20 protein-coding genes are annotated in these 20,603 nt (G+C 62.8%); 4 read left to right on the plus strand and 16 right to left on the minus strand.

Features of this window, described 5'->3' with window-relative positions; all coding sequences use genetic code 11:
• Window positions 1-220: 220 nt before the first annotated feature.
• The 4 genes from IGW03_RS12270 to IGW03_RS12285 form a co-directional block, all read right to left on the minus strand.
• The gene (locus tag IGW03_RS12270) at window positions 221-1,285 is read right to left on the minus strand and encodes a branched-chain amino acid ABC transporter permease (RefSeq protein WP_194722853.1); all 1,065 of its coding nucleotides are present in this window, start codon (window positions 1,283-1,285) and stop codon (window positions 221-223) included.
• Window positions 1,286-1,818: 533 nt separating this feature from the next.
• Window positions 1,819-2,748: a branched-chain amino acid ABC transporter permease gene (locus IGW03_RS12275; RefSeq protein ID WP_194722854.1), complete on the minus strand. Its 930-nt coding sequence runs from the start codon at window positions 2,746-2,748 to the stop codon at window positions 1,819-1,821.
• A 69-nt stretch (window positions 2,749-2,817) separates the two neighbouring features.
• Window positions 2,818-3,606 carry an ABC transporter ATP-binding protein gene (locus tag IGW03_RS12280; RefSeq protein ID WP_194722855.1) on the minus strand — a complete coding sequence of 263 codons (789 nt, stop codon included), beginning with the start codon at window positions 3,604-3,606 and terminating at the stop codon, window positions 2,818-2,820.
• A 1-nt stretch (window position 3,607) separates the two neighbouring features.
• Window positions 3,608-5,566: an AMP-dependent synthetase/ligase gene (locus IGW03_RS12285; RefSeq protein WP_438943641.1), complete on the minus strand. Its 1,959-nt coding sequence runs from the start codon at window positions 5,564-5,566 to the stop codon at window positions 3,608-3,610.
• Between the two features lie 254 nt (window positions 5,567-5,820).
• On the opposite strand from IGW03_RS12285, the gene IGW03_RS12290 reads away from it, so the two are divergent.
• Complete coding sequence (locus tag IGW03_RS12290; protein WP_228535423.1) at window positions 5,821-6,519, plus strand: Crp/Fnr family transcriptional regulator; 699 nt, start codon at window positions 5,821-5,823, stop codon at window positions 6,517-6,519.
• A gap of 28 nt (window positions 6,520-6,547) precedes the next feature.
• The gene (locus IGW03_RS12295; RefSeq protein WP_438943639.1) at window positions 6,548-7,312 is read left to right on the plus strand and encodes an MgtC/SapB family protein; all 765 of its coding nucleotides are present in this window, start codon (window positions 6,548-6,550) and stop codon (window positions 7,310-7,312) included.
• Window positions 7,313-7,393: 81 nt separating this feature from the next.
• Here IGW03_RS12295 and IGW03_RS12300 read toward each other — a convergent pair whose 3' ends face one another.
• Complete coding sequence (locus IGW03_RS12300) at window positions 7,394-7,993, minus strand: type 1 glutamine amidotransferase domain-containing protein (RefSeq protein WP_194722858.1); 600 nt, start codon at window positions 7,991-7,993, stop codon at window positions 7,394-7,396.
• Between the two features lie 190 nt (window positions 7,994-8,183).
• Here IGW03_RS12300 and IGW03_RS12305 point away from each other — a divergent pair, with 190 nt between their 5' ends.
• The gene (locus IGW03_RS12305; RefSeq protein WP_194722859.1) at window positions 8,184-9,035 is read left to right on the plus strand and encodes a DMT family transporter; all 852 of its coding nucleotides are present in this window, start codon (window positions 8,184-8,186) and stop codon (window positions 9,033-9,035) included.
• Window positions 9,036-9,226: 191 nt separating this feature from the next.
• Window positions 9,227-9,580, plus strand: coding sequence for a hypothetical protein (locus tag IGW03_RS12310; RefSeq protein ID WP_194722860.1), 354 nt, complete (start codon window positions 9,227-9,229; stop codon window positions 9,578-9,580).
• A 360-nt stretch (window positions 9,581-9,940) separates the two neighbouring features.
• On the opposite strand, the gene IGW03_RS12315 is transcribed toward IGW03_RS12310, so the two are convergent.
• From IGW03_RS12315 to IGW03_RS12365, 11 genes are all read right to left on the minus strand, one after another.
• Complete coding sequence (locus IGW03_RS12315; RefSeq protein ID WP_194722861.1) at window positions 9,941-10,618, minus strand: energy-coupling factor ABC transporter ATP-binding protein; 678 nt, start codon at window positions 10,616-10,618, stop codon at window positions 9,941-9,943.
• On the minus strand, window positions 10,615-11,322 hold the full coding sequence (locus IGW03_RS12320; protein WP_194722862.1) for an ABC transporter permease: 708 nt from the start codon (window positions 11,320-11,322) through the stop codon (window positions 10,615-10,617). The genes IGW03_RS12315 and IGW03_RS12320 overlap by 4 nt, the downstream gene beginning before the upstream one ends.
• A 74-nt stretch (window positions 11,323-11,396) precedes the next feature.
• Window positions 11,397-12,239, minus strand: a complete 843-nt coding sequence (locus tag IGW03_RS12325; RefSeq protein ID WP_194722863.1) for a formate dehydrogenase accessory sulfurtransferase FdhD — start codon at window positions 12,237-12,239, stop codon at window positions 11,397-11,399.
• A gap of 52 nt (window positions 12,240-12,291) precedes the next feature.
• Window positions 12,292-12,732 carry a hypothetical protein gene (locus tag IGW03_RS12330; RefSeq protein WP_194722864.1) on the minus strand — a complete coding sequence of 147 codons (441 nt, stop codon included), beginning with the start codon at window positions 12,730-12,732 and terminating at the stop codon, window positions 12,292-12,294.
• Between the two features lie 12 nt (window positions 12,733-12,744).
• Entirely contained in the window at window positions 12,745-13,920 is a 1,176-nt protein-coding gene (locus IGW03_RS12335; RefSeq protein WP_194722865.1) for a formate dehydrogenase subunit gamma, read from the minus strand.
• Window positions 13,921-13,975: 55 nt separating this feature from the next.
• Window positions 13,976-14,212 carry a hypothetical protein gene (locus IGW03_RS12340; protein ID WP_228535425.1) on the minus strand — a complete coding sequence of 79 codons (237 nt, stop codon included), beginning with the start codon at window positions 14,210-14,212 and terminating at the stop codon, window positions 13,976-13,978.
• Window positions 14,209-14,838 carry a formate dehydrogenase FDH3 subunit beta gene (gene fdh3B / locus IGW03_RS12345; protein WP_194722866.1) on the minus strand — a complete coding sequence of 210 codons (630 nt, stop codon included), beginning with the start codon at window positions 14,836-14,838 and terminating at the stop codon, window positions 14,209-14,211. The genes IGW03_RS12340 and fdh3B overlap by 4 nt, the downstream gene beginning before the upstream one ends.
• 12 nt (window positions 14,839-14,850) lie before the next feature.
• The gene (locus IGW03_RS12350) at window positions 14,851-17,814 is read right to left on the minus strand and encodes a formate dehydrogenase subunit alpha (protein WP_194722867.1); all 2,964 of its coding nucleotides are present in this window, start codon (window positions 17,812-17,814) and stop codon (window positions 14,851-14,853) included.
• A 30-nt stretch (window positions 17,815-17,844) separates the two neighbouring features.
• Window positions 17,845-18,039, minus strand: a complete 195-nt coding sequence (locus tag IGW03_RS12355) for a hypothetical protein (RefSeq protein WP_194722868.1) — start codon at window positions 18,037-18,039, stop codon at window positions 17,845-17,847.
• Between the two features lie 322 nt (window positions 18,040-18,361).
• On the minus strand, window positions 18,362-19,825 hold the full coding sequence (locus tag IGW03_RS12360) for a hypothetical protein (protein WP_194722869.1): 1,464 nt from the start codon (window positions 19,823-19,825) through the stop codon (window positions 18,362-18,364).
• Between the two features lie 154 nt (window positions 19,826-19,979).
• Window positions 19,980-20,594: a TorD/DmsD family molecular chaperone gene (locus IGW03_RS12365; protein WP_194722870.1), complete on the minus strand. Its 615-nt coding sequence runs from the start codon at window positions 20,592-20,594 to the stop codon at window positions 19,980-19,982.
• Between the last annotated feature and the right edge of the window lie 9 nt (window positions 20,595-20,603).

Raw genomic sequence — 20,603 nt, forward strand, 5'->3', positions numbered from 1 at the left:
TTGTTGTTGGCGTACTTTCTGGGTACGGATGAAGCTTGTTTTAACTCCCTCCCCTTCAAGGGGAGGGCTGGGGTGGGGATGGGTTTGAATGTCCCACTGAACCCATCCCCATCCCAACCTTCCCCTTGAAGGGGAAGGGGCATTCTTTATGCTCCTTCTACCTCGCGGCTTGGAATCTGCTTCATTGCCTTAAAGAGGAAGGAGCGCTCCTTAAACTTGCTCAATGCGGGAACGGCCAAACCCGCAGCTTTTGCCGCGCGGTCTGCCACAGCCTTGCCAAACCATGCGGCTCGACGATCAGGAAAAACACGATCAGCGCGCCGAAGATCATGTGTTCCAAATGCGACGCCGTGGCGGTCGACAGCGGCAGGCCGAACCAGTGCGGCACGTAATTGAGCAGCAGCGGCAGCAGCACCATGAAGGCTGCGCCGAAGAAGCTGCCGACGATCGAACCCAGGCCGCCGATGATCACCATGAACAGCAGCTGGAAGGACTTGTCGATGGAAAACGCCGCCGGCTCCCAGGCGCCGAGGTGGATGAAGCCCCACAGCGCGCCGGCCACGCCGATGATGAAGGAACTCACCGCGAAGGCCGACAGCTTGGCAAACACCGGGCGGATGCCGATCACCGCCGCCGCCACGTCCATGTCGCGGATCGCCATCCATTCGCGGCCGATCGCGCTGCGCACCAGGTTCTTGGCCAGCAGGGCGAACACCACCACCACGCTCAGGCAGAAGACATATTTTTCCATCGGCGTGTCGAGCGTGATGCCGAGGAAGTTCAGCGTGCCGACGCTGACGGAACCGGAGGACGAGTTGTTGGTGACCCAAGCGACGCGGTTGGTGAACCAGTCGGTGAAGAACTGCGCGGCCAGCGTCGCCACCGCGAGATAGAGGCCGCGGATGCGCAGGCTGGGAATGCCGAAGAAGACGCCGAACACCGTTGCGCACAGCCCGCCGCCGATCAGCGATACCAGCAGCGGCATGCCGGGGAAGCGCGCATGCAGGTTGAAGGCCGCGTAGGCGCCGATGGCCATGAAGGCGCCGGTGCCGAGCGAGATCTGCCCGCAGTAGCCGACCAGGATGTTCAGGCCGATCGCCGCCAGCGACAGCACCAGGAAGGGGATCAGCACCGCGCGGAAAAAATAGTCGCTGGCGAAGGCCGGCAGCACGACGAAGCCGACGATGAGCAGCAGCCACATCGCAATGCGGTCCTGCGAGACCGGGAAAATCTGCTGGTCGGTGAGATAGCTGGTTTTGAACTGACCGTTTTCGCGGTAAAACATGATGCTGTCTCCAATGTGCCGAGTGGATTCCGGCGATGATTTTTATTCCTGCTGCGTGTCTGCTCCCTTCTCCCGCAAGCGGGAGAAGGGTTGGGGATGAGGGGGCTGGCGAGACCTCCTGCGGTCTTGGCAACTCCCCTCACCCCTGCCCCTCTCCCGCTTGCGGAAGAGGGGTTCTATTCTCCGTACTCAAGCTTCCGCCGGTTGGCTCCCTTCTCCCGCAGGCGGGAGAAGGGTTGGGGATGAGGGGGCTGGCGAGACCTCCTGCGGTCTTGGCAACTCCCCTCACCCCTGCCCCTCTCCCGCTTGCGGGAGAGGGGTTCTACTTTCCGTACTCAAGCTTCCGTCGCTTGGCTCCCTTCTCCCGCAAGCGGGAGAAGGGTTGGGGATGAGGGGGCTGGCGAGACCTCCTGCGGTCTTGGCTATCCCCCTCACCCCTGCCCCTCTCCCGCTTGCGGAAGAGGGGTTCTATTCTCGATATCCACGATTGCGCTGCCTTGCTCCCTTTTCCCACCTGCGGCAGCGGGGAGCACTCAAACCCGATCAATAATCTTGTCCCCGAACAGCCCCTGCGGCCTCACCAGCAGGAACCCCAGCGCCAGCACATACGCAAACCAGTTCTCGATCCCGCCCCCGAAGAACGGCCCGAGATACACCTCCGACAATTTCTCGCCCGCCCCGATGATCAGCCCGCCGATGATCGCGCCCGGCACCGAGGTCAATCCTCCGAGAATCACCACCGGCAGCGCCTTCAGCGCCACCTGCGAAATCGAGAACTGCACGCCCAGCTTCGAGCCCCAGATGATCCCCGCCACCAGCGCGACGATGCCGCCCACCGACCAGACAATCACCCAGATGCGCGACAGCGGAATGCCGATCGACTGCGCCGCCTGGTGATCATCCGCCACCGCGCGCAGCGCGCGGCCGGTCGCGGTTTTCTGGAAGAAGATCGACAGCGCGGCCACCAGCGCTGCGGCAATCATCGCCGCATACAAGTCTTCCTTGCTGATCAGCAGGCCGCCTTCGAAGGTGTTCTCGAACATCATCATCGGATCCTTCGGCATGCCGACGTCGATCTTGTAGGTCGCGCTGCCGAACAGCAGCTGGCCGGCGCCGTCCATGAAGTAGCCGATGCCGAGCGTGGCCATCAGCAGGGCGATCGGCTCCTGGTTGACCAGCTTGCGCAGCGCGAAGCGCTCGATCAGCCACGCCACCACGACCATGATCGCGATCGAGACGATCAGCGCCAGCGCATTGGCGAGAAAGGCGTTACTGAAGCCCAGCCATTTCGGGATCCATTCGGAAAAGCGCGCCATCGCCAGCGCCGCAAACAGCACCATCGCGCCCTGCGCAAAGTTGAACACGCCGGAAGCCTTGAATATCAGCACGAAGCCCAGCGCCACCAGCGCGTAGAGCATGCCGGCCATCAGCCCGCCGAACAACGTTTCGATGAAAAAACCCATGATGCCCCTCGTCTTGTACTTGTATGTCTCTTGCCGGTGCGTGCCGGGCAATCAGTGCGATCGATGCAATCAGTGCGCCGCGCCCAGATAGGCATTGATCACGTCTTCATTCCTGCGCACTTCGTCCGGCGTGCCGTCGCCGATCTTCTTGCCGTAATCGAGCACCACCACGCGGTCGGAGATATCCATCACGACGCCCATGTCATGCTCGATGAGCACGATGGTGGTGCCGAACTGGTCGTTGACGTCGAGGATGAAGCGGCACATGTCCTGCTTTTCCTCCACGTTCATGCCGGCCATCGGCTCGTCGAGCAGCAGGATCGATGGTTCCGCCGCCAGCGCGCGGCCGAGTTCCACGCGCTTCTGCAGGCCGTAGGGCAGGCGGCTGACCGGCGTCTTGCGGATGTGCTGGATTTCCAGGAAGTCGATGATTTCCTCGACCTTTCTGCGGTGCTCGATCTCTTCCTTCTGCGCCGGCCCCCAGTACAGCGCCTGCAGCAGGAAGTTGGTCTGCATCTTCAGGTTGCGGCCGGTCATGATGTTGTCGAGCACCGACATGCCCTTGAACAGCGCGATGTTCTGGAAGGTGCGGGCAATGCCGCTCTTGGCCGCGGCATAGGTGTTCATATCCTTGCGCTGCTGGCCGCGGTAGGTGATCACGCCCTGCTGCGGACGATAGACGCCGTTGATCACGTTCAGCATCGAGCTCTTGCCGGCGCCGTTGGGGCCGATGATGGAGCGGATCTCGTGCTCGCGCACATCGAAGGAAATGTCGGTCAGCGCCTTCACGCCGCCGAAGGATAGCGAGATGTTCTTCAGGTCGAGAATGACGTCGCCGATCTTGCGTGTGCCGTTCATGTCAGGCCGCCTTCTTCAGGGTGGAAAACGTCTTCACGTCGACGATGCGCAGGTCGGCCGCCACCATGCCTTCGCGGCCATCCTCGAACTTCACCTGCGTCTCGATGTACTGCGAAGTCCTGCCGCCGTAGAGCGCATCGATCAGCACCTTGTACTTCTCGGCGACGAAGCGGCGGCGCACCTTGCGCGTGCGGGTCAGTTCGTCGTCGTCGGCATCGAGCTCCTTGTGCAGCACCAGGAAGCGGTGGATCTGGGTGTCGGCCATCATCGGTTCCGATGCGAGGTCGGCATTCACCTTTTCCACGCATTCGGCGATCAGGTCGTAGGTCTCGTGCTTGCCTGCAAGGTCGGTATAGCCCGAGTAGGCGATGCCGCGCCGCTCGGCCCAGTTGCCCACCGCATCGAGATCGATGTTGATGAAGGCGCACACCATGTCGCGCTGGTTGCCGAAGGCGACCGCTTCCTTGATGAAGGGGAAGAACTTCAGCTTGTTCTCGATATAGTTCGGCGCGAACATCGCACCGCTGTTCATGCGGCCGACATCGGCGGCGCGGTCGATGATCTTCAGGTGGCCTTCTTCGTCGAAGAGGCCGGCATCGCCGGTATGGAAATAGCCTTCGCTGTCGATCACTTCCGCGGTCGCATCCGGCCGCTTGTAGTATTCCTTGAGCAGCGCGGCGGATTTCACCAGCACTTCGCCGTTGGGCGCGAGCTTGACTTCGACGCCGGGCGCCGGCAGGCCGACGCTGTCGAACTTGATGTTGCCGTTCGGCTGCAGGCAGACATAGGCGCAAGTCTCGGTCGAGCCGTACAGCTGCTTGAGATTGATGCCGATGGAGCGGTAGAAGCGGAACAGGTCGGGGCCGATTGCAGCGCCCGCGGTATAGGCCACGCGCACCCGCGACAGCCCGAGCACGTTCTTCAGCGGACCATAAACCAGCAGTTCGCCCATCCTGTACTGGAAGCGGTCCATCGCACTCACCGGCTTGCCGTCGAGGATATCGGACCCCACGCGGCGGGCGACGTCCATGTAGTGATGAAAGATCTTGCGCTTGACGGCGCCGGCGTCTTCCATGCGGATCATCACGGTAGTCAGCATGTTTTCGAAGATGCGCGGCGGCGCGAAATAATAGGTCGGGCCGATCTCGCGCAGATCGTTCAATACCGTGTCGGCCGATTCGGGGCAGTTGACGGTGTAGCCCGCCACGATCGCCTGGGCGAAGGAAAACAGGTGATCGCCCACCCAGGCCATCGGCAGGTAGGAAAGAATGTCTTCATCCGGCGTCAGCGCATCGAATTCGATGCTGCCTTTCGCCGCGGTGATGAAGGAGCCGTGCGTCTGGCATACGCCTTTCGGCTTGCCGGTGGTGCCCGAGGTATAGAGCATCACCGCGACATCGTCTTCGCTGCCGGCATTGATTTCATTGAGGAAGAAATCCGGATGGCTGCGCTCGAACTCGCGGCCGAGCTGCTGCACTTTTTCGAAGAAGGAGAGTTCCGGCTGGTTGTAGTGGCGCATGCCGCGGTCATCGTCGTAGATGATGTGCTGCAGCAGCATGCTGCCGGCGGGCAGGTCTTCCTTGATCTCGAACAGCTTGTCGACCTGCTCCTGGTCCTCGGCCACGGCGAATGCGACTTCCGCATCCTGCAGCACGAAGGCCATGTCGACCGCGCGCGCATCCTGGTACAGCGGCACCGCGACGCCGCCCAGGCATTGCGCGGCAATCATCGACCAGTAGAGGCGGGGACGGTTGTCGCCGACGATGGCCAGATTCATTCCCCGCTTGAAACCCATCGCGGCCAGGCCGCAGGCGAAGGAGCGCACTTCATCGACCACCTGCGACCAGTTCCAGCTCTGCCAGATGCCGAGGTCCTTTTCCCGGAAGGCCGGCCGGTCGGCGCGGCGCTGGCCATGTTGCAGCAGCATGCGGGGGAAGGTGCTTCCGCCCGTCTTGATCATCTCTACCATGTCCCACTCGCTCTCTGATAACAGGTGTAACCGTCATGAAGCATTGGAATCCGGAGTGCCAAGGATTGCTCAGGGCGATGCAGGCCGGCTTGCCGCACTGTACATGCGCAGCGCAAGTCGGCTTACAATGTCTCCGTTGTTTGTATTCTTTTGTTGTCAGCATACTAGACAGATGAAAGTCTGTGCGCTGTCATCTGACCGACAATCTTCATTCGATCAAAAGACTATCGTTGATGCAACGCACCATGATTCCGCCCAAGCCCCAGTCGCAGCCCCAGCTTCGGGACGTGCTGCGCCAGTCGATCTGGGCCAGGGGATTGACGCCCGAGCAGATGGCGCGCGTCGAGGCGGAAACGGTGGAAACCTTCGTGCCCAAGGGCGGCTACGTCTGCCGCAAGGGCGAGCCGGTCGATGCCTGGCTGGGCATCGTCGAGGGACTGGCCAAGATGACCAATCTCTCACCCGAGGGCAAGTCGATCACCTTCACCGGCATGCAGGCCGGCGCATGGTTCGGCGAAGGATCGCTCCTGAAGAAGGAGCCTCGCAAGTATGACGTGACGACGCTGCGCGACAGCCGCATCGCCCGCATGCCGGCGTCGACTTTCCAGTGGCTGCTCGACACCAGCCTGCCGTTCACGCATTTCCTGTTGATGCAGCTCAACGAGCGCCTCGGCCAGTTCATCGGCATGGTGGAGTTCGACCGCCTGCTCGATGTCGACTCGCGCGTGGCCCGCTGTCTCGCCGCCATGTTCAACACCCATCTCTATCCCGGCGCCAATCCGCTGCTGCAGATTTCGCAGGAAGAAATCGGCTATCTGTCCGGCGCATCGCGCCAGCGCGTCAACCAGTCGCTGCAGGTGCTTGAGAAGGAAGGCTTGCTGCGCGTCGATTACGGCGGCATTCATATCCTCGATATCGACGGCCTGCGCCGCTTCCAGGCCTGAGCGTCCTGCAGCACCTTTTGCCTTCCACATGAACAATCTTTCTTCCGATCTGCCTTCCGCGGAGTCGCTGGCCGCTTTCTGGTCCGGCCCGATGGTCGCGACCAATCTGCTCGTCTTCTTCAGCCTGTTCGGCGCACTGCTGCTCGGCCTGCTGGTCGGATATGAACGCTCGTATCGCGGCCGCGCCGCCGGCATGCGCACCTATGGCCTGGTGTGCATGGGCTCGGCGGCGCTGACGGTGATCGCAGGCTACCCCAGCGCCTGGTACGGCGGGCAGGAAATGATGGGGCTGGGCGCCGACCCGACCCGTGTCATCCAGGGCATCGTGACCGGCATCGGCTTCCTCGGCGCCGGCGTGATCATGAAGGAAGGTTTCAACATCAGCGGCCTGACCACAGCCGCATCGATCTGGGCGACCTCGGTGATCGGCGTGCTGGTCGGCGTGGGGTTTTACCTGTCGGCGATTCTGCTGGCGCTCATGTCGGCCTTCTGCATGGCCGGCGTGCCCAAGCTGGCCAGCCGGCTGCCGTCACGGCATGCGATCGCCATCGTGATGCGGTTCAAGGAAGGCGCGGCGCCGAGCGAACTGAAGCTGCAGGAAGCCGCGCTCAGGCGCGGCTATGAAATCGCGCGAGGTTCGATCTCGATCGCGGTGCAGAACGGCAAGACCGAATGGCATTTCGTCGCGGTGGCGTTCAACCGCGACAGCGGCGCGCCGATCAGCGAACTGGCGCAGGACATGTCGGCCATCGAGGGCCTGGAGGGATTTCATCTGTCCTATGCGCGCAACTGAAGGCGCGCGCGGCATGCTGCAGGAATGGCCGCGGCAGTCAACTCCTTGAGCGGGACACCGCCGCGGCTGCAGCACCGGGTATCAGCTGCCGGCAATACCCACCGCATGATCGTCGCCGGTGCCGCGCAGATGCGACTGCAGGCGATGGGCGATCACGTCCACCATCTTCTCGTTGAATGCCGGAATGTCTTCCGGCGTGCGGCTGCTGACGAGGTTGCCGTCGACCACCACTTCCTGGTCCACCCAGTTGCCGCCGGCGCTGCGGATGTCCTGTTCCAGCGCGGGGAAGCTGGTCATCGTGCGGCCCTCGACCAGACCGGCCGACACCAGCAGCCAGCCGCCGTGGCAGATCACCGCGATCGGCTTGTTGTCTTCGTCCATGTTCTGCACGAAGCGCTGGGCTTCTCCCATCTCGCGCAATGCCGCCGCGTTGACCTTGCCGCCGGGCAGCAGCACCGCGTCGAAGGACTTGGCGTCGGCTTCGCGCAGCAGCAGGTCCACGGTGAACTTGTCGCCTGGCTGGTCATGGTTCATACCCTGTACCTTGTCGAACTTGTCGGACACGATTCGTGTCAGCGCGCCTGCGGCTTCCAGCGCTTTCTTCGGCTCCGTCAGCTCCGACTGTTCGAAACCGTCGGTGACGAGAATGGCGATATTCATGCCGTTCAATGCTGGATCCATGATTGACTCCTGAAGCTGAAAATCAGGTGGAGTGACTGAGCCGGCAAAAGTTCGGGCCGCTCAAGTAGGCTTTGCCGTTGCGCAGGGTTATCTTTTATAGGACTTGCGCTGCCTCGAAATCCGATACCGGCGGATGAGCGGCTTGAGATAAGCTACGCATCTTGTTTTCCGTCATCATTGCCCGCGCTTCATGAATTACGCCGTCCTCCAGCTTCACATTGCGACCTTTCTATTCGGCCTTTCGGGGGTCATCGGCCAGCTCAACACGCTTGACGTCTATCTTGTCGTGGCGAGCCGGGCGGGGCTTGCCGCACTCGGCCTGCTTGCCTGGGCGCGCTTCAAGGGCATCAGCCTGCGCACCAGCCGCGCGCAGCAATGGCGCTACCTGCTGATCGGGGTCCTGCTGGCCTTCCACTGGACCAGCTTTTTCCTGTCGATTCGTCTGTCGAGCGTGGCAGTCGGCTTGCTGACCTTTTCCTGCTTTCCGATCTTCGTCATCCTGCTCGGCCCGCTGTTCGGCAGCGGGCGCATACGCGTCGGCGACTTCGCGCTGGTGGCGGTGCTGATGGTCGGTCTCAGGCTGGTCGTGCCGGGCTCGCTCGATGATGCGGCCGATCTCGCCGGGCCGTTGTGGGGCATCGCGTCCGGCTTGTCGTTTGCGGTGATCCAGCTGCTCAATCATGCGCTGGTGCAGAACGAAGACCCGGTCAAGATCTCGATCTACCAGAACGGCGTTGCCTCGCTCGCGCTGCTGCCTTTGCTCGATGCGGCCATGCTGCCCGGCACGGCGTCCGCCGTCGCGCAGCTGGTCTTCCTCGGGCTGGCCTGCACGGCGCTGGCGCATACGCTGTTCATCGCCGGCATGCGCTGCGTCAGCGCGCAGACCGCCAGCCTGTTCACCTATCTCGAGCCGGTCTACGGCATTGCTCTGGCGGCGCTGCTGCTGGGAGAGATACCGACGCCAGCCATGGCGGCCGGGGGCGTGATCATTCTCGGCGCGGTGTTCTTCGCAACGAAACGGCAGGCGGCGCCGGCATCCTGACGCAAGCTGCGGCCGGCTGGATTGCAGGACGGCAAATGATGGCGGCAAAACTTGATGTTCCTCTGACTCCCTGCCGTTCAAAAGAACAGGTTGCGAGAAATGATGTCGAAACGAAAACGGCTTGGCGCATGGACAGGCATCCCGTCTGGCAAGCCGCAGATCCACTATCGATCGTTTCCAGCGAGGCCATCATGAACAAACCCAGCAGTGTCCTGCTCGCATGCGCGGCGTTTGCGCTGATCGCGGGCTGCCAGAAAACCCCCGAACCGAAAACCTCGGACGCCGGCGGCGCGCCGTCGATCACTCCATCCGCATCTTCGAGCGCCAGCCAGTCGGTCGCACTGCCGCCCAACCAGGTGCCGCCTTCGGATGCAGCCATTGCCCCGCAGGCCGCAGCAACGCCGGGCACCAGCGGCAGCGCCAACACTCCGACCCAGGCCAATCCGGCTCCGCTCACGAAGGAACAGGAAAAGACCACGCTGCCGCATTCGGGGCAGGTGAATAATCATTCGGTGCCGGAGACGACGGGGGAGAAGAAGCAGTAGGGGGGGCTGGGCTGCTTGGTTGGAAAGGCTGTTTATCTCTGATTGTGAGGTGGAGGGCGCAACGGAGGACGTTGCGAAACCCCTGCTCCCTCCCCTTCAAGGGGAGGGTTGGGGTGGGGATGGGTTGCAACATAGGTAGTTAAAACCCATCCCCCTCCTAGCCTCCCCCTTGAAAGGGGAGGAACGTCCTTTATGGTTTTGCCGTCCACCTCGCTGGCCGGACTTGAAAGGACGAAACGTCAAGCGGGGGTGAAAGCTTCAAACTCCTCCACCTTGCGCCTTGCAAGGCGCTCCGAGTCCGCGAGCGCACCGTAGTACGTTGCGAAACCCTCGCTTCCTCCACCAACCTAACCCCTACACTCAAGCCGCCTGCACCCGCTGCTGGCGCCGCATCTGCAGCCGCCCCTCGCGCAGCTTCAGCCGCTGCACGCCGGGCAATGCAATCAGATCGCGGTCATGGCAAGCCATGATCACGCTGCTGCCGCTGCGCACCAGCGAGGGAATCAGCGCGATCACCTGTTCCCGCGCCGCGCCGTCGAGGTTGGAGGTGGGTTCGTCGAGCAGCAGCAGCTTCGGCGACAGCACCTTGGCCCGTGCCAGCGCGATGCGCTGCTTTTCCCCGCCGGACAGATTCAGCGGCTTGCTGCCGCGCAGGTGTTCGACGCCGGCCCAGTCCATCGCATCTTCCACCAGGCGCGCAATCTCGGCCTTCGGCAGGCCGCGCGCCTCCAGTCCGTAACCGATGTTGTGCGCAACGCTGGTGGAAAACATCACCGGATGCTGATGCACGTAGACCACCGATTCACGCATCATGCGGGAATAGGGCGACAGCCGCACCTCCTGGCCGAGGAAGCACACGCGCTGCGCTTCGGCCTGCTCCAGCCCGGCCAGCACCCGCAGCAGCGTGCTCTTGCCGGCACCGTTGAGCCCGGTCAGCACATAGGCGGCGGCCTGCTGGATCTGCAGCCGGTCGATGTTGAACAGCTCGCGCTCGCCGAAGCGCTTGCGCAATCCCTCGAGGCTGAGCAGCGCCGTCATGCCGCACCCCGCGCGGCGCGGGCGTCGCCCTGCAGGGTCACCATGACCGCATTGATCACCAGCGCGATCGTCACCAGCACGATGCCGAGCGCGATGCCTTGCGCGAATTCGCCCTTGCTGGTCTGCAGCGCGATGGCGGTGGTGATGGTGCGGGTTTCTCCGGCAATGTTGCCGCCGACCATGATCGCGCAGCCGACTTCGGAAATGACGCGGCCGAAGCCGCTGATCACCGCCGCCATCACGCCGTAGCGCACCTCGTGCAGCACGGTCCGCATCACCCGCCACGGCGAGGCGCCGAGCGTGACGGCGGTTTCCGCCACCCGCAGGTCGGCCGCCTGCACGGCGGCCAGCGTGAAGGCGGTCAGCACCGGCAGCGAAATGAGCACCTGTCCGGCCACGATCGCGGACTGCGAAAACAGCCAGCGGAAATCGCCAAGCGGCCCCTGGCGCGACAGGGTCAGGTAGAGCAGCAGACCGATCAGCACGGTGGGCAGCGACATCGATGCCTGCACCAGCCAGATCACAATGCGGCGCCCGGCGAAGGAGCGCGCGGCGACCAGGTAGCCGAGCAGCACCGCCAGCGGCGCGGCGAGCAGCAGCGCGAGCAGGGTGGTCTTGATGGAAAGCCAGATGATGCCCCACAGCTCGGCATCGCCGGAGAGCAGCAGGAGAAAGGCGTCGCGGATGGCGTCGAGCAAATGCATGTGAGACAGCGGTGTTTGACCGGAAAGTAACAGGGCAAGTGTGCCAGAGCGGCGGCGCTTGCGCCATCAGGTCATTACGCGATGCGCAATACCTCGGCCAGGTGCGGCTCCATGATCAGCCGCTCGCGCCCGGTCAGCGCAAGAAAATGCTTGCCGGTGCAGCGCGCCAGCAGCGACATGCCCAGCTTGTCAGCCACCATGTGGCCCATCTGCGTGGTGCCCGAGCGCGACAGCAGGAAAGGGATGCCCATCTGCGCGCCCTTGATCACCATTTCCGAGGTGAGCCGGCCGGTGGTGTAGAACACCTTGTCGTTGCCGCCGACATCGTCGAGCCACATGCGGCCGGCAATGGAGTCGACCGCATTGTGGCGGCCCACGTCCTCGACGAAATACAGCAGCTCGCCTTCGGCGGAAAACAGCGCGCAGCCGTGTACCGAGCCGGCCTGCTTGTAGATCGACTGCTGGGTGCGGATGGTGTCGACGATCTTGTACAGCATCGACTGCTTAAGCCGCGCTTCCGGCGGCAGGCTGATCTGGTCGACCTCGTCCATCAGGCCGCCGAACACCGAGCCCTGGCCGCAGCCGGTGGTCACCACCTTCTTCGAGGTGCGTTCCTCGATGTCGGCGATGCCGGTATGGGTCTTGACGGCGACCGCACTGACTTCCCAGTCGACGGTAATCGATTCGATGTCTTCCACCGAGCGCACCAGCCGCTGGTTGCGCAGGTAGCCCAGCGTCAGCGCCTCCGGCGCGCCGCCCAGCGTCATCAGCGTGACCAGCTCGCGCTTGTCGACATAGACGGTCAGCGGCCGTTCGGCGGGAATGGAGATCGTGGAAATCCTGCCGCGCTCGTCCATCACCTCGACTTCCTGCGTCAGATTGGCGGCGGCATTGGTGAGGTAGGGACGGCGTGGCATGCGGGAGGCTTTTCTGCTTGGGACGGCAACCAGTGTATCAGTGAACTGCGAATTACTTCTTGGCAGGTGCCGCCGGTGTTGCCGATGCTGCCTGCGGTGCTGGCGCCGCCTGGGGTGCCTGCGCTGCGGGTGCAGCCGGGGCGGCCGGCGCAGCTGCCGGAGCCGTGCCCGCTGCCGGCGCGGCGCCGGGCGCAGGTGCCGGAGATGCCGCCGGTGCCGCCGCAGCCACCGGCGGCGTGTACGGGCCGGGATCGGCGCAGGCCGGCGTTTCCACGCTCGGCTTCTTCGCGCCTTCCTTGTTCTTCTGGTAATAGGCGGCGGTCTTGTCCTGTGCCAGGCACAGCTTGTAGGCGGCGACCTTGTCGCCCCAGGCCGCCTTGTCCTTGGCGGCATCGGCGGCGGCCTTGGCCTCGGGTGACGGGGCGGGCAGCTTGGCGTGTACCGCGCCTGCCGTCAGGGCAAGCATTGCCATCAACGATAGAGCTTTCTTCATTGCATTCTCCCTTTACACTGCCTTGACCGGAGCACTGCCGCTTGCCGGCGGATTCGACCGTACGCGCGGCACTTCGCCGCGCTGCACCTGGTCATACCAGAGTTCATGGTGTTCCTTAGCCCAGGTGTCGTCGACATAGCCGTTGCGCATCGCTTCATAGGCGCCTTCGGTGCCGACCGTGCCCATGTAGATGTGGCCGAGCGACATCGCAAACACCAGCACCGCCGCGACCAGGTGGATCACGTTGGCGATCTGCATCGTGCCGCGGGTGTAGAGCAGGCCCGGCACCAGCATGTCGAGCACGAAGCCCGAAGCGGTGACGATCAGGCCGAGCAGCGTGACGCCGCCCCAGAACCACAGCTTCTCGCCGGCATTGAAGCGGCCGGATTTCACATGGCCGTCGCCGATGGCGCCGCCGAGGCGCCTGATCCACACGCCGTCCGAACCGTTGGGCAGGTTGTCCTTGACGAAGATGACGAACATCACGATCAGCGACAGCGAGAACAGCGGGCCGACGAAGTTGTGGATGTTCTTGCAGGCATAAGCCAGCCAGCCGAACAGCGTATGGCCAAAGACCGGCATCAGCACGTATTTGCCGAACAGCATGATCACGCCGGAAATCGCCAGCGTCAGGAAGGTGATCGCCACCGTCCAGTGGGTGATGCGCTCGAGCGAAGTGAAGCGCTCGATCAGGCGGCCGGTGCGGGCACCCTTCAGCCTGATCGGTCCCTTGATGAAATACACCGCGGCCAGCGCAACCACCGCCAGGATCAGCAGCCAGCCGCCGATCTGCGTCAGCGGGCCGTTGCGGTACTGGCGCCATGCCTCGCCGGCGGTGGTGGCGCGGTCCTGTCCGGGGAACTGCGCCTTCGGCTGGATCAGCACACCCATTTCCGCGCCCGGCAGGCTGGTGTAGTTCTTCGTACCTTCCTTGACGATGCGCCAGGTCGGCGCATTGTTGCCGGGCTGGACGAGGGTACGCTCGGCCTGGTTCTGCTTGAGGATGTCGACCGATTCGACATTGGGTGCCTGGGCTTGCACCTGCACGACAGGTGCCGCCGGTGCTGCAGTCGTTGCAGTCGTGGCGGCCGGTGCAGCTGCAGCGGCCGGCGGCTTGGTCTCCTGCGCATGGGCCGCGCCGGCGCCGAGCGCCAGCGACAAGGCCAGACCGGTAATCCATGTTTTCATGAGTGTTCCCTTCTGCGGACCTGGGCGATGCCGTCGCACCGCCGGCAGCGGCACGCTAGTTGGACTTCAGGTATTCATTCTGTGACTGTCCGCGCGTCTGCAGCTGCTTTTCCCAGCTGGCCTTGTCGCCGGCCTTCCAGCCCTGGGCCACATAGCTGTTCTTCGCGCCCTGCCAGGGCGCGGCGTCGCCGCGGTTGGTGTTGTCGGCCGTCTTGCTCTGGTCGAGTTCGCCGCAGCCGGCGAGCCCGGCCAGCAGCGCCGCGCAGGCGGCGGAGGTCAGGATGCGCATCATGACTTGGTTCCTTTCGGCGCCGTTGCATCACCGTTGGGCGCCTTGCCGTAGGCGGTGCCCCAGCCCCAGACTTCGCTTCCCTTGCCGCGCCGCAGGACGCGGTTGCGGAAGATGTCGGCCACCATGTCGCCGTCGCCGCCGAGCAGCGCCTTGGTCGAGCACATTTCCGCGCAGGCCGGCAGCTTGCCTTCGGACAGGCGGTTGCGGCCGTACTTGTCGAACTCGGCCTTGGAGCCGTTTTCCTCGGGACCGCCGGCGCAGAAGGTGCACTTGTCCATCTTGCCGCGCAGGCCGAAGGTGCCGGAGGAAGGGAACTGCGGCGCGCCGAACGGGCAAGCGTACGAGCAGTAGCCGCAGCCGATGCAGGTATCCTTGTTGTGCAGCACCACGCCTTCGTCCGTGCGGTAGAAGCAGTCGACCGGGCAGACCGCCATGCAGGGCGCGTCCGAGCAGTGCATGCAGGCCACCGAGATCGATTTCTCCTGGCCGACCAGGCCGTCGTTGACGGTCACCACGCGGCGGCGGTTCACGCCCCACGGCACCTCATGCTCGTTCTTGCACGCGGTGACGCAGCTGTTGCACTCGATGCAGCGCTCCGAGTCGCAGATGAATTTCATTCTTGCCATGTCGTCTCTCCGTCAGGCAGTAAAGCGTTCGATGTTGCAGATCGTGGTCTTGGTTTCCTGCATCATGGTCACCGAGTCGTAGCCGTAGGTGGTCGCGGTATTGACCGCCTCGCCGCGCACCACCGGGGCCGCACCCTGCGGGTAGTACTCGAGCATGTCCTTGCCCTGCCACCAGCCGGAGAAGTGGAAGGGGATGAAGGCGGTATCCGGTCCGACGCGCTGCGTGACCAGGGCTTTCACCTTCAGGCGGGCGCCGGTCGGCGTCGACACGATTACGTATTCGCCGTCGCGGATGCCGCGGTCGGCCGCCGCCTTCGGATTGATCTCGACGAAGTTGTCCTGCTGCAGTTCGGCCAGCCACGGGTTGGAGCGGGTTTCCTCGCCGCCACCCTCGTACTCGACCAGACGTCCCGAGGTGAGGATGATCGGGAATTTCTCGTAGAGCTTGGCTTCCACATTCTTCTGCTGCACCGACTTGTACAGCGTCGGCAGGCGCCAGAAGGCCGTCTTGTCGTCATGCGTCGGATACTTGGCCACCAGATCCGGACGGGTGCCGTAGAGCGGTTCGCGATGCTTCGGCACCGGGTCGGGGAAGTTCCACACCACCGCGCGCGCCTTGGCATTGCCGAACGGGTGCACACCATGCACCTTCATGCAGACGCGCTGGATGCCGCCGGACAGGTCGGTCTTCCAGTTCTTGCCCTCGGCCGCTTTCTTCTCGGCGTCGGTCAGGTCGTCCCACCAGCCCAGCTTCTTCAGCAGCACATGGTCGAATTCCGGATAGCCGGTGGTGATGTCCGAGCCCGCCGAATGCGAGCCGTCCTCGGCCAGCAGGTTGACGCCGTCGCGCTCGACGCCGAAGTTGGCGCGGAAGCAGCCGCCGCCGTCCATCACATGCTGGTTGGTGTTGTACAGGATGTGCGTTCCCGGATGTTTCATTTCCGGCGTGCCGTAGCAGGGCCAGGGCAGGCCGAAGTAGTCGCCGGTCATGTCGTAGCCGGTGGCCGCATCCTTGCCGCCCTTGCAGCGCAGCGTCTTCACGTCGAACAGATGCATGTTCTTCATGTGCGCCTTCAGGCGCTCCGGCGACTGGCCGGTGTAGCCGATGGTCCAGGTGCCGCGATTGATCTCGCGCAGCATGTCTTCCGGTTCGGGCTCCATCATGCCGCCCTTGCCCGGCACCAGCTTGATCTTGGCCACCAGCTCCTTGCCGAAGCCGAGTTTCTCGGCCAGCTGATACATGATCATGTGGTCGGTGCGCGACTCGAACAGCGGCTCGATCACTTTTTCGCGCCACTGGAGCGAGCGGTTCGATGCGGTCACCGAACCCGAGGTCTCGAACTGCGTTGCCGCCGGCAGCAGGTACACCGCACGGTTGGGATTGAGTTCCTGGCCGTCGACCTTCATCGCCGCCATCGCCGCGGTGGCCGACGGATAGGGGTCGATCACCACCAGCATGTCGAGCTTGTCGAGCGCCTTCTTCATGTCCAGGCCGCGCGTCTGCGAGTTCGGCGCATGGCCCCAGAACACCATCGCCTTGACGTTGTTGTCCTGGTCGATCAGCTCGTTCTTTTCCAGCACCGCATCGACCCAGCGCGAGACGGTGGTGCCGGATTTTTCCATCATCGCCTGCGAGGCGAACTGCTTCTTGATCCATTCATAATCCACGCCCCACACCGCCGCCCAGTGCTTCCAGGAGCCGGTGGCCAGGCCGTAGTAGCCGGGCAGGGAATCGGGATTGGGGCCGACGTCGGTGGCGCCCTGCACGTTGTCGTGGCCGCGGAAAATGTTGGCGCCGCCGCCGGAGACGCCGATGTTGCCCAGCGCCAGCTGCACCAGGCAGGAGGCGCGCACCATCGCGTTGCCGATCGAATGCTGGGTCTGCCCCATGCACCAGACCAGCGAGGACGGACGGTTCTTGGCCATGGTTTCGGCTGCCTTGTAGACCTCGGCTTCCGGCACGCCGCAGGCTTCCTCGACGCGGTCCGGCGTCCAGGACATCACTTCCTCGCGGATCTTGTCCATGCCGTAGACGCGGTCGTTGATGTACTTCTTGTCTTCCCAGCCGTTCTTGAAGATGTGGTACAGCATGCCGTACAGGTAGGGAATGTCCGAACCGGAGCGGATGCGGATGTACTGGTCGGCCTTGGCCGCGGTGCGGGTGAAGCGCGGATCGACCACGATCATCTTGGTGCCGGTTTCCTTCGCATGCAGCATGTGCAGCATCGATACCGGATGCGCCTCGGCCGCGTTGGAGCCGATATACATCACCGCCTTGGCGTTCTGCATATCGTTGTAGCTGTTGGTCATCGCGCCGTAGCCCCAGGTATTGGCGACGCCGGCGACCGTGGTCGAGTGGCAGATGCGGGCTTGGTGGTCGGTATTGTTGGTGCCGAAGAAGGACACGAACTTGCGCAGCAGCGCCGACTGCTCGTTGTTGTGCTTGGAAGAGCCGACGAAGAACACCGCATCCGGGCCGCTGGTCTTCCTGACGTCGAGCAGCTTGGCCGAGATTTCATTGAGCGCCTGGTCCCAGCTGATGCGCTGGTACTTGCCGTTGACCAGCTTCATCGGATATTTCAGCCGGTATTCGCCGTGGCCGTGCTCGCGCAGCGCCGCGCCTTTCGCGCAGTGCGCGCCGAGGTTGATCGGCGAATCGAACACCGGTTCCTGCCGCACCCAGACCCCGTTTTCCACCACCGCATCCACCGCGCAGCCGACCGAGCAGTGGGTGCAGACGGTGCGCCGCACCTCGACCTTGCCGTTGCCCGCGGGCTTGGCGCCGTCGGCCGCCCGGGCTTTCTGGATCAGGTTGAGCTGGGAAGCGGCGATGCCGGCACCGATGCCGATGCCGGAGCGCTTGAGGAAGGTACGCCGGTCCATCGTCGGCAGCGCGCGCGACAGGCTTTCGGACAGGCTGGACGTGAATCGGTTGGGCGAGCGCTGGCCCGACTGGCCTTTGCGAGTCAACAGCATGGTCGTCTCCCGTAAGGGTTGAACGTAGGGTTAAATGGTGGTGGTCCGGTAGTACTTCTTGACGTGTTCCGTCAGCCGGTAGCCGTCGCCCTGAGGCTCGGCCGGTTTATCGGCCGCTTCGGGCATGGGCGGCTTGGAAGTAAGTTTTGCGGCAATGCCGGCCGCGGCGGCCAGGCCCAGTCCCGCAAAGAAGGTCCTGCGGGCAACCTTGTTTTGCTCTGCCATGATGTCTGTCTCCTGGAGCGTCATTCGCTCTGCTTGCTATATATATTGGAATCGTTTTAATGCACGCTTATTGTGCATTTCAAAGTAGCACAATTTTTCGGGAAATGCACTGATTAGAACATTTGTCCATGCAAATTAATTGCACATGAAAAACTTTCATCTATGCATCAATGCTGCAATGGTCTCCATGCCCTCCGCTACTGTACAAACTCTTGCAGCAAGGTGTGCTACGGGCACGGCAGCATGAACGACGCGAGGCAGAGCCGTTTGGTTTATCCCGGTCGACGGCCGCGCACCGCCGACCATGACTTGTATCCTGTATCTATTTTCCAGCCTGCGCTGAGGCAAGGTGCAAAAGCTTGTCTGCAGCGTTGTTTGCCGCTCCGGTTTCCATCTTTATCTGATATTGCGTATCGCCGAATTCGGGTGGTGCGAATTGCGTGTCCGAAGTGATTCGGGCAGTGCAAAGAGCTTTATGTAATTTAATGATGCAGTCGACAAAGGTCCGGAAGCGTTCCGATCGGGCGAATTCACATGGATCGGGATCGGGGACCTTGCACCGGGTCAAACCCAATAAATCGTGAGAGGCATGCATCCCAAGAAAGAGTGAAACGGATTGCTCCAGTCTGCTTTGGCACGATTCGATGCTGGGCTGTTCTCCTGTCCGCATGGCATGATCCAACCGGCTCAGATCGCGTCGAACCTGTTGTAGATGCTTTACCAGCTCCTCTTGTTGCTCCCGATCCAGGAGAATCAATACTCCTCTCGCTGCAAGGACCATATCTTCACGCGTCGATTCGGCGAACAAGGGATATTGAGCCCGTTCAGGCAGTTGGGAATCGGCCGGGACAATCGAAATTCCCGCGGCGCGTCTGGCAGACGTGCCGGCATCGGAAAGCGCCCCTCGTTTCATATACATGCGGTCATGTACGGCAGTCCAGTTCACAGATTCTCTCGGGAAGGGAGGAGCCGCTTCATACCAGGCGGATGACAATAGTTCGCGCTTCGTCCATCCTCTAACCGTCTGCGGCAAGCTCCAATCTGCATCGGACGATGCTGAGACTGTTATCACTCGGGGTTGCCTCGGGGAGTGGCCACTGGCTGTAGCCGGACGCAACATCAGGCGATTGCTTCCTTCCCTTGGAGCGGCGGCACGCGACTGGCGAGGTGGAGTGTCCTTTCCCTTCACAACGTGAAGTCGCTGGCCCTCCGGATCGACGTCCTTTCCGGCGATATTCAGGCTCAAAGGCGCATAGACCTGCGGCAGGCAGGCCGGAATACCTATCAGCATCATGAAAGGTGGATGCTTTCCTGCGGCAATGTCGCCTCTGTATTGAGCAATGGCGTCGATGACTCCCTGATCGAGTGTGAAAGCGCCGTTCAACTCAGCGTTTTTGACCGTTTCCATTGCGTTGCGGATGGTCAGCGTCTTGCCCTGGAATTCCAGATGAATCGTGTCGTGCTCACTTGCCTTGTCCGGAAAAAGTTTGAAGGAATCCTTTAGCCTCAGGTTATCGGGAACGATCACGAGCGGCGGCAGCCCTGTATATATTTGCAATCTGGCGTGATGCGACGGGGCGAATTCCGGCTGTGCGCAACCCATTGTGGCAAGCATGGGAAACCAGCCTTTGGACGGATTCGCGACTTGCGGATATTTGGTCGGAATGGCAGGGTGCCCTGCAACTGCTTCCATAGTGGCATGAGCATTCCGAGACTGAATGGAAGAAGGCACATTGGCGGGTTGAGCAGGCCCGCGCAGCCTGCCCAGGCCGGTTGTATTGAACATAGGAAAGCCTCTGGAAGATAGATGAAAACATGCAACTGCACTGCGCACCGGCGGAATTGCCTGTCACGCCGGCAATGCGCAGTTGAGTGGTTGCAAGTTTCAAATAGTTCCATCTGGGCACTTCATAAAACTTGAAACGTGCCCGAGCGCAGCATCAAGCCATGTCGAATGCCTGCATCTCCACCTCAAAAAAGCTCTTCGCCAGCTGTGCGACGGCAGCATAAAAGCCTGCCTGCGGGTAAGCGAGAATGGCATCGCACATCTGCACGACCCAGGGCTGCATGTGGTCTGCGAAGAACTGCTTCTGCGCCGCCAGGTTCGCGTGCAGCGCGTCATCGGAAGCGATCAGGTAGCGCATCACTTCACACAGCGCGGCGATATGGTCCTCGCTTTCCGGCACCTGCTCGTCGCGCTGCAGGCCGAGCCGGGCGAGGTCCTCGCGCAATGCGGCCAGTGGCTTCTCCATCAGGAAGCCAGACAGATAGAAGGAGCCGTAGAGCATCAGCTCGGGCTTGCCCACGCCGATGAACAGCGACTCGTACAGCTCGCGCAGCGACTCGGCATCGGACCGCCTGCTGGCGGCGGCAAGCTCGCGCCAGGCCTGCTGCAGGATGCCGTCGCCTTCGTTGGGCGAAGACGCGATCGCCGCCAGCAGTTCGGCCGGCGGCGGTGCATAGAACAGGGCGGCCAGCAAGCCGTAGAGGTCGGCGCGGGCGGTTTCCTCGCCCTGGTCGGGAGCTTCGAATTTGAGCGCTTGGGCAGTGGTCATGGGCTGGTC

It is taken from the genome of Noviherbaspirillum malthae, from assembly GCF_015352985.1.
Lineage (GTDB): Bacteria > Pseudomonadota > Gammaproteobacteria > Burkholderiales > Burkholderiaceae_D > Noviherbaspirillum > Noviherbaspirillum malthae.

What these genes read in the sequence shown, in the direction of transcription:
- IGW03_RS12325 (WP_194722863.1), bottom strand. Translation starts at nt 12,239, where the DNA reads ATGCCACGCCGTCCCTACCTCACCAATGCCGCCGCCAATCTGACGCAG.
- IGW03_RS12280 (WP_194722855.1), bottom strand. Translation starts at nt 3,606, where the DNA reads ATGAACGGCACACGCAAGATCGGCGACGTCATTCTCGACCTGAAGAAC.
- IGW03_RS12300 (WP_194722858.1), bottom strand. Translation starts at nt 7,993, where the DNA reads ATGGATCCAGCATTGAACGGCATGAATATCGCCATTCTCGTCACCGAC.
- IGW03_RS12335 (WP_194722865.1), bottom strand. Translation starts at nt 13,920, where the DNA reads ATGAAAACATGGATTACCGGTCTGGCCTTGTCGCTGGCGCTCGGCGCC.
- IGW03_RS12290 (WP_228535423.1), top strand. Translation starts at nt 5,821, where the DNA reads ATGATTCCGCCCAAGCCCCAGTCGCAGCCCCAGCTTCGGGACGTGCTG.
- IGW03_RS12315 (WP_194722861.1), bottom strand. Translation starts at nt 10,618, where the DNA reads ATGACGGCGCTGCTCAGCCTCGAGGGATTGCGCAAGCGCTTCGGCGAG.
- IGW03_RS12365 (WP_194722870.1), bottom strand. Translation starts at nt 20,594, where the DNA reads ATGACCACTGCCCAAGCGCTCAAATTCGAAGCTCCCGACCAGGGCGAG.
- IGW03_RS12295 (WP_438943639.1), top strand. Translation starts at nt 6,548, where the DNA reads ATGAACAATCTTTCTTCCGATCTGCCTTCCGCGGAGTCGCTGGCCGCT.
- IGW03_RS12350 (WP_194722867.1), bottom strand. Translation starts at nt 17,814, where the DNA reads ATGCTGTTGACTCGCAAAGGCCAGTCGGGCCAGCGCTCGCCCAACCGA.
- IGW03_RS12355 (WP_194722868.1), bottom strand. Translation starts at nt 18,039, where the DNA reads ATGGCAGAGCAAAACAAGGTTGCCCGCAGGACCTTCTTTGCGGGACTG.
- fdh3B (WP_194722866.1), bottom strand. Translation starts at nt 14,838, where the DNA reads ATGGCAAGAATGAAATTCATCTGCGACTCGGAGCGCTGCATCGAGTGC.
- IGW03_RS12330 (WP_194722864.1), bottom strand. Translation starts at nt 12,732, where the DNA reads ATGAAGAAAGCTCTATCGTTGATGGCAATGCTTGCCCTGACGGCAGGC.
- IGW03_RS12310 (WP_194722860.1), top strand. Translation starts at nt 9,227, where the DNA reads ATGAACAAACCCAGCAGTGTCCTGCTCGCATGCGCGGCGTTTGCGCTG.
- IGW03_RS12305 (WP_194722859.1), top strand. Translation starts at nt 8,184, where the DNA reads ATGAATTACGCCGTCCTCCAGCTTCACATTGCGACCTTTCTATTCGGC.
- IGW03_RS12360 (WP_194722869.1), bottom strand. Translation starts at nt 19,825, where the DNA reads ATGTTCAATACAACCGGCCTGGGCAGGCTGCGCGGGCCTGCTCAACCC.
- IGW03_RS12285 (WP_438943641.1), bottom strand. Translation starts at nt 5,566, where the DNA reads ATGATCAAGACGGGCGGAAGCACCTTCCCCCGCATGCTGCTGCAACAT.
- IGW03_RS12275 (WP_194722854.1), bottom strand. Translation starts at nt 2,748, where the DNA reads ATGGGTTTTTTCATCGAAACGTTGTTCGGCGGGCTGATGGCCGGCATG.
- IGW03_RS12270 (WP_194722853.1), bottom strand. Translation starts at nt 1,285, where the DNA reads ATGTTTTACCGCGAAAACGGTCAGTTCAAAACCAGCTATCTCACCGAC.
- IGW03_RS12320 (WP_194722862.1), bottom strand. Translation starts at nt 11,322, where the DNA reads ATGCATTTGCTCGACGCCATCCGCGACGCCTTTCTCCTGCTGCTCTCC.
- IGW03_RS12340 (WP_228535425.1), bottom strand. Translation starts at nt 14,212, where the DNA reads ATGATGCGCATCCTGACCTCCGCCGCCTGCGCGGCGCTGCTGGCCGGG.